The organism is Priestia sp. FSL H7-0729 (assembly GCF_038005685.1).
Classification (GTDB): domain Bacteria; phylum Bacillota; class Bacilli; order Paenibacillales; family Paenibacillaceae; genus Paenibacillus.
The window spans coordinates 298,074-312,175 of the sequence record NZ_JBBOTQ010000008.1 but is presented as its reverse complement, the minus strand read 5'-3'; the positions used below and the strand labels follow the sequence as shown (position 1 = coordinate 312,175).

At 45.6% G+C, this 14,102-nt stretch carries 14 protein-coding genes; 12 read left to right on the top strand and 2 right to left on the bottom strand.

Features of this window, described 5'->3' with window-relative positions:
- The 8 genes from MHH93_RS19405 to MHH93_RS19370 form a co-directional block, all read left to right on the top strand.
- Positions 1–241: hypothetical protein (locus tag MHH93_RS19405; RefSeq protein ID WP_500055339.1), on the top strand; the 241-nt coding region annotated here is incomplete at its 5' end.
- A gap of 206 nt (positions 242–447) precedes the next feature.
- A complete protein-coding gene (locus MHH93_RS19400) occupies positions 448–939 on the top strand; it encodes a phosphatidylglycerophosphatase A family protein (RefSeq protein WP_440387977.1) in 492 nt (163 codons plus the stop codon).
- 281 nt (positions 940–1,220) lie between these two features.
- A complete protein-coding gene (locus MHH93_RS19395) occupies positions 1,221–1,409 on the top strand; it encodes a hypothetical protein (RefSeq protein WP_017689496.1) in 189 nt (62 codons plus the stop codon).
- 405 nt (positions 1,410–1,814) lie between these two features.
- Positions 1,815–2,708: an acetyl-CoA carboxylase, carboxyltransferase subunit beta gene (gene accD, locus MHH93_RS19390; protein ID WP_278295962.1), complete on the top strand. Its 894-nt coding sequence runs from the start codon at positions 1,815–1,817 to the stop codon at positions 2,706–2,708.
- Positions 2,709–3,740 (top strand): acetyl-CoA carboxylase carboxyltransferase subunit alpha, encoded by a 1,032-nt coding sequence (locus MHH93_RS19385; RefSeq protein ID WP_500055338.1) that lies wholly within the window; start codon positions 2,709–2,711, stop codon positions 3,738–3,740. It begins immediately after the preceding gene.
- 105 nt (positions 3,741–3,845) lie between these two features.
- Positions 3,846–5,273 carry a pyruvate kinase gene (gene pyk / locus MHH93_RS19380; protein ID WP_500055337.1) on the top strand — a complete coding sequence of 476 codons (1,428 nt, stop codon included), beginning with the start codon at positions 3,846–3,848 and terminating at the stop codon, positions 5,271–5,273.
- 131 nt (positions 5,274–5,404) lie between these two features.
- A complete protein-coding gene (locus MHH93_RS19375; RefSeq protein WP_339241003.1) occupies positions 5,405–5,911 on the top strand; it encodes an acyl-CoA thioesterase in 507 nt (168 codons plus the stop codon).
- A 7-nt stretch (positions 5,912–5,918) separates the two neighbouring features.
- On the top strand, positions 5,919–6,317 hold the full coding sequence (locus tag MHH93_RS19370; protein ID WP_500055336.1) for an FxsA family protein: 399 nt from the start codon (positions 5,919–5,921) through the stop codon (positions 6,315–6,317).
- A gap of 106 nt (positions 6,318–6,423) precedes the next feature.
- On the opposite strand, the gene ytvI is transcribed toward MHH93_RS19370, so the two are convergent.
- Positions 6,424–7,542, bottom strand: a complete 1,119-nt coding sequence (gene ytvI / locus MHH93_RS19365; protein ID WP_500055335.1) for a sporulation integral membrane protein YtvI — start codon at positions 7,540–7,542, stop codon at positions 6,424–6,426.
- A 520-nt stretch (positions 7,543–8,062) separates the two neighbouring features.
- On the opposite strand from ytvI, the gene citZ reads away from it, so the two are divergent.
- The 4 genes from citZ (at position 8,063) to MHH93_RS19345 (ending at position 12,133) form a co-directional block, all read left to right on the top strand.
- Positions 8,063–9,175: a citrate synthase gene (gene citZ, locus MHH93_RS19360; RefSeq protein ID WP_500055334.1), complete on the top strand. Its 1,113-nt coding sequence runs from the start codon at positions 8,063–8,065 to the stop codon at positions 9,173–9,175.
- A gap of 147 nt (positions 9,176–9,322) precedes the next feature.
- The gene (icd, locus tag MHH93_RS19355; RefSeq protein WP_076330335.1) at positions 9,323–10,615 is read left to right on the top strand and encodes an NADP-dependent isocitrate dehydrogenase; all 1,293 of its coding nucleotides are present in this window, start codon (positions 9,323–9,325) and stop codon (positions 10,613–10,615) included.
- Between the two features lie 15 nt (positions 10,616–10,630).
- Complete coding sequence (mdh, locus tag MHH93_RS19350) at positions 10,631–11,572, top strand: malate dehydrogenase (protein ID WP_500055333.1); 942 nt, start codon at positions 10,631–10,633, stop codon at positions 11,570–11,572.
- Positions 11,573–11,707: 135 nt separating this feature from the next.
- On the top strand, positions 11,708–12,133 hold the full coding sequence (locus MHH93_RS19345) for a hypothetical protein (protein WP_500055332.1): 426 nt from the start codon (positions 11,708–11,710) through the stop codon (positions 12,131–12,133).
- 259 nt (positions 12,134–12,392) lie between these two features.
- Here the strand turns inward: MHH93_RS19345 and MHH93_RS19340 are convergent, their stop codons facing one another.
- Positions 12,393–13,952 carry a histidine kinase N-terminal 7TM domain-containing diguanylate cyclase gene (locus tag MHH93_RS19340; RefSeq protein WP_500055331.1) on the bottom strand — a complete coding sequence of 520 codons (1,560 nt, stop codon included), beginning with the start codon at positions 13,950–13,952 and terminating at the stop codon, positions 12,393–12,395.
- Between the last annotated feature and the right edge of the window lie 150 nt (positions 13,953–14,102).

Sequence of the window (14,102 nt, the reverse complement as noted above, 5' to 3'; positions counted from 1 at the left end):
ACTGCGGGCGGTGGAGAAGCGGGTGTTTGTGAAGATTGCCCCGCATGCGGAGAAGCCAGAGCTTCTGGCACGACTGAAACAGCTTCTTCAGGAACATCCCGGACCTGTGGCAACCGTGCTCTTCTATGAGCAGCAACAGAAGTTGCTTGCGCTGAGTGATGCCTATCGGATTAAGCCATCACCAACCTTGTTCTCCGCTATGGAGCAGATGCTGGGTGAAGGTACGGTCAAAATTAAATAAGAGTTGATCCCATAAGGGATCGTTCTCGTTTCATAATATGAAACCTGTTTGGCTAAATGCTGAACAGGTTTTTGTAATTGTTTAAGCGTGGGTTCCTGGCTTCAACCATCCGCACATTTTATGAACATTTTAACAGGTTGCTGCATACACTTGAGAACACCGAAGGACCTCGCGGTCCTCGGGGGATTGATGCGGGAGGTCGAGATATGTCATATGAAATCGTAGAAGCCATGCTGGCCCGGCGGGGTGTACGGATTGATGCCATCGCAGCAATTGTATACCGTCTGCAAAAAGGGTACCACCCCGAACTGACCATGGACGACTGTGTAACCAGTGTGAAATCCGTTCTGCAGAAACGAGAGGTGCAATATACCCTCTACACCGGTATTGCGCTCGACGAACTTGCGGAGAAAAAACTCTTGCCCCAACCGTTACAAGCTATTATGGAAGCGGATGAATCCCTGTATGGAGTGGACGAGACTCTGGCTCTTGGCATTACTCATGTGTATGGTATGATCGGTTTAACCAGCTTTGGTTATCTGGATAAAGAAAAAATAGGTGTGATTCATGATTTGAACGAACACACCTCAGCCATTCATGTCTTTTTGGATGATCTGGTCGCAGGGGTAGCAGCAGCTGCTTCTGCCCGGATAGCACACAAAAATATTAAAGCCAAAAAATACCCCTCAGACCTGTAACCCCCTGCATTACCATACTTCTATACTAGTGTTCTTCAATGGCTCATATGAAGTCATCAAGGGCGGCTAAGGCTGCCCTGGCAGGCTTGATACTGCTTGATGAAGGGCATGAACAAGAAGATTTCGTCAACCATATGAGTTATTCGTGGGGGACAAATGTCCCTCATGATCCCGAATTCTCCCCCAAGGTCCCGAACCCTTTCTTGCAGAAAAAAAGTGAGGTATGTTATCATTAGTCCAATATACGGGCTCTGAACATTAGCTTAGGGGGCGGACAAGGCATGTGGACGGTGATTTACATTGCACCGACAGCAAAGGTTGCGGACAAGATCAAGACCAAGCTTTCGGAAGAAGGTTTTCTGGTACAGACCCGTCCCATCAGTTTATCCAAGCAGCAATTTGAGATTCGCGTCCCTTCTGGGGAATTGGAAGAGGTCCAGGAAGTGCTGAATTCCATTCTGCATTCCTGATTCGTTCGACATCGACGTGCCTTGGCAGATGAAGAAGTACCATCGGTACATAAGGGACTAATCGCGTAAGCGGAGAGAGGAATCGACTTGCATGTATTGTATGCTGCTGTCCTTCCTTCTTTTTTTGTTAGGACAAGGACCGACCTGGTTGCTCCCAGAGACCCTACCAAGATAGATTCAAACATCGGCGCAACAATCTTTCGGTTATTGCAGGTAACATCAATCGTGCTGACAGAAGCCGCTGATCCTTGCCCTGTACCGGCGGATTTTTTTGTTGTGAATGCTGGACAAGGCCCATGGCAGCGTGTGGGTCGTAAGCGGTTTACCGTAGCACGCGGTTGAAGCTGCCACAAGCAGCGCACTGCAGGTTGCGGCCATCAAATCAACGGCTGGAGAGGTGTAGTTGTGTTCAAAGATATATTCCAGAAGAAACGGAAGTACGCTACCATACCTTCCGAACGTGCACTTCCCGGCGAAGGCCAGGAAGTCCAAGAACGCCCAAAACGTGAAATACCTGAAGGGCTTATGAACAAGTGCAGCAAATGCGGCACCATTCAATATAGCAAGGAATTGGAGAAAAATCTGAAAGTATGTCCTGCTTGCGGTTACCATATGCGTCTTAACGCTATGGAGCGCATTGCTATGGTACTTGATGATCAAGGATTCGTTGAGTTCGACGCGGATATGATATCGGTTGATCCACTTGGCTTTCCTGGATATAGCAACAAATTGGAACAACAGCGTCTGAAATCGGGCCTTAAGGAAGCGGTAATTACAGGGGAAGGAACCATTGAGGGCCTGCCTGTAGTTGTGGCTGTCATGAGTTTTGATTTCTTCACAGGCAGCATGGGTTCTGTTGTAGGAGAGAAAATTACCCGTGCCGTTGAGCATGCAACAGAAAAACGGTTGCCTTTGATTATTTTCTCCACATCAGGTGGTGCACGTATGCAGGAGAGTATTCTCAGCCTCATGCAAATGGCCAAAACAAGCGCTGCCTTATCCCGTTTGGATGAACAGGGCGGTTTGTACATTTCGGTCATTACGGATCCAACGACAGGTGGAGTCTCGGCAAGTTTTGCGAGTCTGGGCGATATCAATATTGCTGAACCTGGCGCTGTATTTGGTTTTGCCGGCAGAATCGTTATCGAACAAACCATCCGTCAGAAGTTACCTGATGATTTCCAGACGGCTGAATTTAATATGCAACACGGTCAGTTGGACATGGTTGTGCACCGGAAAGAACTTCGGGCCACTCTTGGCAAGCTTCTGGATATGCATAGTGAAAAAGGAGGGGTCTAAATGGCGGGTGAGTTGCCATATGAAGCGCCTCTGGTTGAGATGCGCAAAAAGATTGATGAACTCGTACAGTTTGGACAGGAAAAAGGGATCGACTTCACCGACGAGATTGCCCGCCTGGAAGAACGTTACCATAGACTTGAAGAAGAGATCTACACTGGCATAACGGCAGCTCAGAAAATGCATCTGGCCCGGCATCAGCAGCGCCCAACGGCGCTGGATCTGATTCAGTTGATATTTACGGATTTCATTGAGCTGCACGGTGATCGCATGTTCGGAGACGATCTTGCGGTTGTTGGCGGGCTTGCCAAGTTGAATGGAAAGACAGTAACGGTAATTGGACAACAGCGGGGGAAAGATACGAAGGATAATATCGCCCGCTTTTTCGGTAGCGCTCATCCGGAAGGTTTCCGTAAAGGACTTCGTCTGATGAAACAAGCGAACAAATTTGGCCGTCCTATTATTACGTTTATTGATACTAAAGGGGCCTATCCGGGTAATACTGCAGAAGAGAGAGGTCAATCGGAAGCTATTGCCCGTAACCTGATGGAAATGGCTAAGCTTTCGGTTCCTGTTATTGTTGTGGTCATCGGCGAAGGTGGAAGCGGCGGTGCCCTCGCTATGGCTGTGGGTAATCGTGTGTTGATGCTGGAACATGCGATCTATTCTGCGATCTCTCCGAACGGGGCGGCTTCAATTCTCTGGAAGGATGCTTCCAAAGCAGATCAGGCGGCTGAAGCGATGAAAATAACAGCCAAAGACCTACTTGAGATGGAAGTCATTGAAGAGATTGTCCCTGAGCCACGCGGCGGTGCTCATCGGGATTATGAAGCGTCTGCTGCTTTCATCAGTGAAGCGTTGGTCCGTCATCTCGAAGAGATGAAGGGGTGGAGCGGGGATCAGCTGAAACAGGATCGTTATGAGAAATTCCGTAAAATTGGATCGGTCACGTTTGAACCTCAAGCATCCGTTGAAGCTCCTCAAGAGCTTGTAGAAGTCGATGTGGCGAGTAATTTGTCGGGAAATGCTGAATAATGTGACGAATTTCCTATACAAATGAGCAAAAGTATAGTAAATTTAATAGTTGGAAAAAGAAAAATAGATAAAGAGTAATACCTTTAAAATCGGAGGAAACCCAAAATGCGTAAAACGAAAATTGTATGTACCATTGGTCCATCCAGTGAATCTCTGGAGAACACCAAAAAATTGATTATGGCCGGTATGAATGTGGCCCGTCTGAACTTCTCCCACGGTGATTTCGATGAGCACGGCGGACGGATCGTTGCGATTCGCCAAGCATGCGAAGAGCTGAACAAAACAGTAGCGATTTTGCTGGACACCAAAGGACCGGAAATTCGGACAGGTAAACTCGAAGTTGAACCGATCGAATTGGTTCAAGACGAGTACATCACTTTGACAACAGAAGAAATTCTGGGCACCAAAGAACGTCTTTCCATTACGTATACAGATCTTCCGAGTGATGTTGAACCGGGATCTACAATTCTGATCGACGACGGTCTGATCGGACTGACCGTGGTGGAAGTGCAAGGCACCGAGATCAAATGCCGTATCGTTAACGGCGGATCGATCAAAAGCAAAAAAGGTGTTAACGTTCCGGGCGTTGCCATTTCTCTGCCGGGTATCACTGAAAAAGACGCTAACGATATCGTATTTGGTATTGAGCAAGGTGTCGATTTCATCGCGGCTTCTTTTGTACGTAAAGCAAGTGACGTACTTGAAATTCGTGAATTGCTTGAAAAACACAATGCTGGACATATCCAAATCATCTCCAAAATTGAAAACCAACAAGGTGTCGATAACCTCGACGAGATCCTTGAAGTGTCTGACGGCCTGATGGTTGCTCGTGGAGACCTGGGTGTTGAGATTCCTGCGGAAGAAGTACCATTGGTACAAAAACGCATGATCGAAAAATGTAACGTTGCAGGTAAACCGGTTATCACAGCTACACAAATGTTGGATTCCATGCAACGTAACCCGCGTCCAACACGTGCGGAAGCAAGTGACGTGGCGAATGCGATCTTCGATGGTACGGACGCTATCATGTTGTCGGGTGAGACAGCTGCGGGTAAATACCCGGTTGAATCCGTTCTGACCATGTCCCGTATTGCTGAAAAAGCAGAATCTGCTCTGCCTTACCAAGAGCTGTATCTGAAACAACGTGTTGCTCAACAAACAACAGTGACAGAAGCAATCAGCCAATCGGTTGCTCTTTCAGCTCAAGATTTGAACGCAAAAGCGATCATCACTTCAACTGAATCAGGACACACTGCACGTATGATCTCCAAGTATCGTCCAGAATCTCCAATCATCGCTGTGACTACGGAAGACAGAACTTCCCGCCGTTTGGCTCTGGCTTGGGGTGTAACTCCTGTCAAAGGAAGACTGGTTGATTCCACGGATGCTTTGTTCGAAAACGCAATTGAAGGCGGCGTAAAATCCGGACTGGTTAAAGAAGGAGACCTGGTTGTGATCACAGCTGGTGTACCTTTGGGTCGTTCCGGTTCTACCAACCTGATTAAAGTAAGCCAAATTCCAAACAACGCTTAATAGCGTCTTGGATGGAGAAGCAACAGGAAAGAAGCAATGGGGCGTTATTGTCCCGTTGCTTTTTTTCCATCTTATTGACACTTTGTAACGATGTAACACGTAAGATTGTTAGAGCGAAGGAGGCCGATCACGTGCGAGAACAGATTAACGGTAGCTGGTATGCGGCACGTCTTCGTGTACGCTATCAAGAAAGTGACCAGATGGGCGTGGTCTACCACGCGAACTATTTGAATTGGTTTGAAATCGGTCGAACTGAGATGATTCGCCAAATGGGGTATACATATCGTAAAATGGAGGAACAGGGGTTACTGCTTCCCGTAACCGGACTGGATGTGAAATATCACAAGCCTGCTCGATATGATGATGAGATTATCATTTTCACCCGTATTGCTGCATTTAGTGGTCTGCGACTGAACTATGAGTATGACATAAGACGCATGTCTGAAGAACCTGATGAGCATATGGCGATTGGAGAACGGGTATGGTCAGCTGATGAATCACTCCCCGGTGAACGGCTAGTTACAGGTTCTACCCAGCATGTATGGGTGAATGGGGACTGGAAGCCAGTTCGGCTGGATAAGGCAGCCTCTGAGCTATACAGCGCGCTTGAAAAGGTGTGGCTTTCGGGAAAGGGGTAATACGTCAATGCGAAAATGGATGTGGGCTTTACTCTTAATCATTCCGGTGATTGAATTATTTGGTTTTATTCTGATGAGTGACTGGATCGGAGCCGGAAAGACATTGCTTCTCATGATTCTCACGTCCTTGATTGGTATAGCAATGTTGCAGTTTGAAGGGCGGAAGGTACTTGTGGACGCCAGATCCGAGATGGAGCGTGGCAAGGTACCTGGAAGAAAAATGGTCGATGGTCTTTTTATTTTTGTTGGTGGTTTCCTGCTTTTGATTCCAGGCTTTGTAACAGATCTGATCGGATTTACACTGGTATTTCCATTAACACGTCCGGTATACCGTCTGTTCTTACTGGGGTGGCTGGAGAAAAAAATGAAAAGTGGCAAAATTACATTTTATCGTCGTCCGAAATGAAACACCAGTTATTAAGCAAAAAGGAAAAGGCTCCGCTCAGCAGATGAATTCTGTTGAACGAAGCCTTTTCCGCTTTTCCTGTGTACTCATCGCATAGGATGATGCCTCATCGGACACGTCCGTTGATGATGTACGTTCTGAGGTCACGCAATACGTTAGCCCGATTAAACGCATCGAGGATGACCAAGCTGACCGGACCGATAATCAAGCCAAGTACACCGAACAGTTTCAAACCCACGAACATGCCAACCAGCGTGGCGAGTGGATCGAGCCCTACACTACTTGCAAGTACCTTCGGTTCAATAATCTGACGGGCGATTAGTAAGATCAGATAGATAACACTAATACCTATGCCCAGATACAGATCCCCGTTCATAAACAGGTATGCTGCCCAAGGTACCATGACCAGACCCACACCCAAGTAAGGTAGCAGATCCACCAGACCAATAAAGAGAGCGATAGTGAAGGCTGACTTTACTTGCAATATAAGTAGTCCAATCATGACGAATAGTGCTGTAATCGAGATCATGATCAATTGTGCTCTCACGTACCCAAACAAAGCCTTTTTCAGGTCAGTCCATATGTCTGATATGGGCTTGCGAATGGAAGAGGGCACCCAGCCCGATACGGTGATGCTATGCCGGGTCCAACTTTTGCTAATGAAGAATGTAGACAGCAGAACCACAATTAATACGGCACCCATGTTCGGCAGGGAAGTCAGGAGACTCAGAACCATATTGAAAAATCCGGTGACCAGATCGGTCACGGCTGTACCTACAGTTTCGGTTGTTTTACTAATATTGCTGTTGATGGTTTCCTGGTAGTTGGGATTCTCCTTGTAAAACTCATTAATCTGCGCAATCAAACTCTGAATGGTGTCATTCTCGGTCCAGCGCACAAACGTGTCCTTGATCTCATCCACATGAAGATCGAAGCTTGTGGTAAGTGAAATGACTTCTTTTACCATACGGGTAATCGCTGCAGACAGTACCACCGCAATAGCTCCAAAATATAGGATCAATGAAAGAGTCACAGCCAGCCAGCGGGGGAATCGTGCTCGATTCTGAAGCAGTTTCACTAATGGATTCATGGCATAGGCGATAATCCAGGCAATCGCAAACGGATACAGGAGCGGGAATAGCAAGTATATGGCAACAGCAATCAAAATGGTCGCAATGATAACCCATAAGCCGCGGAGTAGACGTTTCAGTATGATTTTATCCAAGCATCAACTCTCCTAATTTCAATTAAGCCGACCTATGTATGATCCATAAGGCAGAGATGGCTATCTTAATTAATATAGAGCATTTACCATGTTTTGAAACGCCAGACTGTTGCCAAAGTGTGTTCAAAAGCTGATTATTGAACAAGCTTCGCCTGGATTCTTTCTTTTGCCTAGAGTATGCCTCAGTATTACAGAATATAGCAATAGGAAGTTCGTCATACGACAAGATTGATTTAAAAACATTAAATGTAAACCTTGTTTTTGTAAAGGTTTTCAAAACTTCTTTATCGGTCCGATAAAGAAGTTTGATGTGCGAATGAACTCTCATCATGTTCACATAAACGACAAAATCCAGTATGATGTTATAAGTAAATACCGATTGACAGATAGGGAAACCGCATTTTGAAATATTTGTTAATTTTAAAATGAAAATGTTTACAAAAAGAGAATAGGTGCACTTTGGCACTTATATGCACTCTGGAATGGTTCCTGATTTCGCTTATTAAAGGAGAGATGTAATATGACAGCTACCAAAGGTCTGGAAGGCATCGTTGCAACAACCTCTTCGATCAGTTCTATTGTAGACGGTGTGCTTACATACCGTGGTTACGATATCGACGATTTGGCTGAACATGCCAGCTTTGAAGAAGTTGCCTATCTGTTGTGGTTCGGTAAATTGCCAACAACAGATGAATTGAAATCCCTTCGTAAAAGCCTGAGCGATTACGCGCCGATTCCGAGCGAGTTAATTGCACAAATCAAATTGTATCCGAAAAATGTCAGTACCATGGCAGCACTTCGTTCCGCTGTCTCTGCACTTGCATTGTACGACGAGCAAGCTGATGAGATGACAACGGAAGCGAATGAGAACAAAGCGGTTAAGTTGCAAGCACAGTTGCCAACGATTGTGGCAGCCATCGCCCGTATCCGTCAGGGCAAAGAACCTGTGGCTCCAAAAGAAGGCGCTTCCATCGCAGAGAACTTTTTATATATGATGACTGGTGAAGAACCATCCGAGACCGCAGTGAAAGCATTGGATCAAGCCCTTGTCCTGCATGCGGATCACGAGTTAAATGCTTCGACATTTGCAGCCCGTGTAACGGTTGCTACGCTGTCGGATATCTATTCCGGTGTAACTTCCGCCATTGGCGCACTGAAGGGACCACTGCATGGCGGTGCTAATGAAGCCGTTATGAAAATGTTGAATGAGATTGGTACGCCTGATCGTCTTGAAGCGGCAATTCAGGAAAAATTGAATAATCGTGAAAAGATCATGGGCTTTGGACATCGGGTGTATAAGAACGGTGATCCACGCGCCAAACATCTACAGAAGATGTCCAAGGAACTTGGCGAGATGAACAATGATACACGCTTGTATGATATGTCAGTGAAGATCGAGGAACTGGTAACAGGACAAAAAGGACTGAAGCCTAACGTAGACTTCTATTCTGCTTCGGTATATACCCAACTGGAGATCGAACAGGAATTGTTCACTCCGATCTTTGCTATTAGCCGGGTGTCTGGATGGACTGCGCATATTTTGGAACAGCTTGCGGACAATCGCATCATTCGTCCACGTGCGGAGTACACTGGCCCTGCAGAACAGAAATACGTTTCTATTGAACTTCGCTAATAGCCGCAAAAACAGTATAATAATATGGACGAGGTGAAGGGTTGGAAAGCTGAGGCGTTACTGGCTTGAGCTCTCAGAACCCTTCTCTCAACAAGACTAGTGGTATGATGAATACTGCATATATGAAACCTAGGAGGAATTTTAACTATGAAATTAGAAAAATTTGCTCACCCAACTGAAGGCGAAAAAATTCAAATTGATAATGGTACACTTCAAGTACCTAGTAACCCAATCATTCCATTTATCGAAGGTGACGGTACAGGCCGTGATATCTGGAAAGCTTCCAAACGTGTATTGGATGCAGCTGTTGAAAAAGCTTATGATGGCAACAAAAAAATCGCTTGGTATGAAGTGTTTGCTGGACAAAAAGCATTCGATACATACGGTGAGTGGTTGCCGAATGATACATTGGAAGCCATTCGTGAGTATATCGTAGCGATCAAAGGACCTTTGACTACGCCAATCGGTGGCGGTATCCGTTCCCTGAACGTAGCCCTGCGCCAAGAACTTGACCTGTACACTTGCTTGCGTCCTGTTCGTTATTTCGACGGTGTACCTTCTCCGGTTAAACGTCCTGAGCTGGTAGACATGGTCATTTTCCGTGAGAATACGGAAGATATCTATGCAGGAATCGAGTATGCTGAAGGTTCTGAAGAAGTGAAAAAAGTGATCCAGTTCCTGCAACAGGAGATGGGTGCTAACAAAATCCGCTTCCCTGAAACTTCTGGTATTGGTATCAAACCAGTTTCTTCCGAAGGTTCGAAACGTTTGGTACGAGCAGCAATTCAATACGCAATTGATCACAACCGTAAGAGTGTTACCTTGGTACACAAAGGTAATATCATGAAATTTACCGAAGGTGCCTTCAAAAACTGGGGATACGAAGTGGCTGAAGAAGAGTTCGCTGACAAAGTATTCACTTGGGCACAATATGACATCATCAAAGATAACGAAGGTACAGATGCAGCAAATGCAGCACAAAAAGCCGCTGAAGATGCTGGTAAAATCATCGTAAAAGATGCAATTGCCGATATCGCTCTGCAACAAGTATTGACTCGCCCAGGCGAATTCGATGTGATCGCAACATTGAACCTGAACGGTGACTATCTGTCCGATGCACTTGCAGCGCAAGTGGGTGGTATTGGTATCGCTCCTGGAGCGAACATCAACTACGTAACAGGACATGCTATCTTCGAAGCAACGCACGGTACTGCACCTAAATATGCGGACAAAGATGTCGTGAACCCTGGTTCCGTTATTCTGTCCGGAGTAATGTTGCTTGAGCACTTGGGATGGCAAGAAGCAGCTAACCTGATCTACAAAGGTATGGAAACATCCATTAACAATAAAACAGTAACGTATGACTTTGCACGTCTGATGGACGGTGCTACTGAAGTGAAATGTTCTGAATTCGCGGATCAAATCATTAAAAACCTGTAAGGGGAGATGTGAATCTTGACTATTCAGCGCAAAAAAATCACAGTAGTCGGCGCCGGTTTTACCGGTGCTACGACCGCATTAATGCTTGCCCAAAAAGAACTCGGGGATGTTGTGCTGGTTGATATTCCTCAACTGGAGAACCCGACGAAGGGGAAAGCACTCGATATGATGGAAGCAAGTCCTGTTCAAGGGTTTGACAGTCATATCGTCGGTACTTCCAACTACGAAGATACTGCAGGTTCTGAGATTGTAATTATCACCGCTGGTATCGCCCGTAAACCGGGGATGAGCCGCGACGATCTGGTCAATACGAATGCGGGTATCGTGAAGTCCGTTTGTGAAAATGTGAAAAAATATTGCCCTGATTCCATCGTCATTATTCTAAGCAACCCGGTGGATGCGATGACTTATGCTGCTTATCAGACCCTTGGTTTTCCTAAAAACCGTGTTATTGGTCAGTCAGGTGTTCTGGATACAGCACGTTATTGTACCTTCATTGCGCAAGAGTTGAACGTATCTGTTGAAGATGTTCGTGGATTCGTTCTGGGTGGTCACGGAGATGATATGGTGCCTCTCGTTCGTTATTCGAGCGTGGGAGGCATTCCGATTGATACGTTAATTCCAGCAGACCGAATTGAAGCGATCGTACAGCGTACACGCGTTGGCGGTGGTGAGATCGTGAACCTGCTTGGTAACGGCAGTGCATATTACGCACCGGCGGCTTCACTTGTTCAGATGACCGAAGCGATCTTGAAGGACAAGAAACGTATTATTCCAGTGATCGCTTATCTTGAAGGTGAATACGGCTATCATGATCTGTTCCTCGGTGTACCAACCATTCTGGGTGGTAACGGCATTGAGAAAATATTCGAACTTGATCTGACAACGGAAGAAAAAGCGGGATTGGATAAATCTGCTGATTCAGTTCGCAACGTCATTTCGGTAGTAAACCTGTAAGTTTGAAAACTTTTTGAACAGAAGCCAAAAGAAAACCTCCGGTAAACCCGGAGGTTTTCTTTTCTTTGGATAAGTTCCCCAGTATAATGGAATGTGATATACAGCACACCGAAAATGTTGAGGAGGATGAAAATTTTGACAATGATTATGTATTTGCTCCATATTGTTGGAGCACTGGCAATGGGATTTTATTTGATTCTGCCATTTGTCGTCGGTAAAATCCGTACCTTGAGTGCTGCAGCACAAGAGGGGGCCTTTGCGTCGCTTCGTTCTTTGAACAAAGTTGCGCAGTATGGACTCGTAATCCAACTTCTTACGGGTGGTTACCTGATGACAAAAGGGGAGTACTCTCATATCTGGATGGCTGTCGTTGTTGTTCTGCTCTTGGCGATTGCGGCTATTGGAGGAATTATGGGCAAACCGCTGCGACTCGCTGCAGAAGGTGTGAAAAACAAGCGTGATGTAGGTCCTGAGCAAAGCAAGATTCGTATGTTCAGTACAATTCTGGCTGTATTCTTGTTAATTATGGTGTATCTGATGGTGAATAATCAGGTAATCTAAATGTGTTGTGGACGGTTAATCCATGCTATATAGATGTATTCGTAGTTGTTGGTTAAGCGTTTGCAGACATGTTTGGGACAAGCCAGAATGTAAGATGGCGTTTCGTGGAAACGAATGAAAAATAGACAGCCAATGTGGCTGTCTATTTTTGTTATCACCAAGATGAGATCGGCAATCCTCGGTTTATTTGAACTGAAACTACAGCAATCACTACTATACATATCATCGTACAACTTCCATCAGACACGGTCTACACGAGTTAGGTTGTACTCACAGAATATACACGCACTGCATTTCGACCAATGCGCTTGGATTCGTACAGGGCAGTATCAGCATCGCGTAACAAGGATTCCAGCGAATCATGCCCTCCGTTGTACTGGGCAATACCAAAGCTTGAGGTCAGCGTAATCGGAACTCCCTTAACATCTAGGGGATCATTCAACAAGGCAACTCTCAGTTGCTCGGCAAGATTCTCGGCTTCTTGGAGCGAGGTATTCGGAAGAGCGATGACGAATTCTTCTCCTCCATAACGGGCGAACAACATCTCATGTCGCAAAAAACGATTACATACGGAGACCACATGAATAAGGGCCTGGTCACCAACATCATGCCCGTACGTATCGTTGATGCGTTTAAAGTAATCAATATCAAATAAAATAAAGGAGACAGGTTGCAGATTAAGTTGAGCTTCACTCAACATCTCCCGTCCCTTGTGCAAAAATTGAGTGCGATTATAGATTTTGGTCAGACCATCGAAATAAGCCAGTTGTTTCAGCTGTTCTTGCAAGAACCGTTGTTCCGTTATATCAATGAGCATAATCAGAGTGCCTACAATCTGTGCATCCTTGTTATACACGTAAGATGTTCGGACCTGGTAACAGACGGTCTCTCCATTTAACTGCCAGTACAGATCGGTCTGCAAACCTTCCTTGTGGTAATCGACGGGGAACGTCTCTCCAGCAAGATTAAGCCATAGTTCATCCAAGAGTTGGCCAACCATGGTTGTGTTAAGCTCTGGCAACATGTCACGCAGAGATCTATTGTAATCAACGAGTCGATTGGAACTATCCAGTACAATAACACCTTCACGCATGCTCTCGAAAATACTGTCTTTGGCGATGGGTACGATGGTCAGGAGACGAGAGGATAGAATGGCCCAGATATACATGGCAGATGTGATACACATGAGTACGGGTACGGGGTCCATTCCGCCAGGAGTCAAACCAAGCAAATACAGAAAAGCTGCGACCATTGGAATAATCTGTGAAGTAATCAGAGTAAGCAATTGGCGACGATACATCTTCTTGGTGTGTCTCCATTGTGCAATCAGAATGAGGCAGGCACATAACAGACAGGAGAACGTAAATGCACCGTGTACAACATACCATTGACCCACTGCGATATCCATCAGAGGAACGGGACTATCTTCTCTCAGCCATACTTTTTTATAAAAAAGATGGTGAAAGTCATTGGTTGCAACCATAACCAGTGTAATGGAAGGGATTACAAACAATGCGGCGGTTACCTTTTTGGATAACGTTCTGCCTGTGTACGTTATCATCAACATGAGGCCAAGGGATGCGGAGAAAGGCATGCCTATATACTCCACGGTGGTCCAGAACTTCATCTGCTCCAGTGAGTTGCTGGCCAGCTCAATCGCATAACCGAACGTGTAAATGGAGAGTGCTGCTGTGTAGAGAATGAATATTTTGGAGCTGGGGATCTCGGATCTTCTGAAATAGGTATATAAACACAAAAAGACATTCAGCACGGCTGAAGTGGCTACGAGTGTTATATATGAATTAATATGCGATTCCATTGTCAGGTCTCCATGTTAGGTAGAATGATCAAACCAATAAAAATGAGAGTTAAAACACATCAGTATACTGTACATTGTACATCAGCCCAAGCAGCATAGGAATACACTTTGTATCATGAAACAGTCTAATTTCGAATAAATTTCGAATTT

What these genes read in the sequence shown, in the direction of transcription:
- pyk (WP_500055337.1), top strand. Translation starts at nt 3,846, where the DNA reads ATGCGTAAAACGAAAATTGTATGTACCATTGGTCCATCCAGTGAATCT.
- icd (WP_076330335.1), top strand. Translation starts at nt 9,323, where the DNA reads ATGAAATTAGAAAAATTTGCTCACCCAACTGAAGGCGAAAAAATTCAA.
- MHH93_RS19385 (WP_500055338.1), top strand. Translation starts at nt 2,709, where the DNA reads ATGGCGGGTGAGTTGCCATATGAAGCGCCTCTGGTTGAGATGCGCAAA.
- MHH93_RS19370 (WP_500055336.1), top strand. Translation starts at nt 5,919, where the DNA reads ATGCGAAAATGGATGTGGGCTTTACTCTTAATCATTCCGGTGATTGAA.
- citZ (WP_500055334.1), top strand. Translation starts at nt 8,063, where the DNA reads ATGACAGCTACCAAAGGTCTGGAAGGCATCGTTGCAACAACCTCTTCG.
- MHH93_RS19400 (WP_440387977.1), top strand. Translation starts at nt 448, where the DNA reads ATGTCATATGAAATCGTAGAAGCCATGCTGGCCCGGCGGGGTGTACGG.
- MHH93_RS19395 (WP_017689496.1), top strand. Translation starts at nt 1,221, where the DNA reads ATGTGGACGGTGATTTACATTGCACCGACAGCAAAGGTTGCGGACAAG.
- MHH93_RS19340 (WP_500055331.1), bottom strand. Translation starts at nt 13,952, where the DNA reads ATGGAATCGCATATTAATTCATATATAACACTCGTAGCCACTTCAGCC.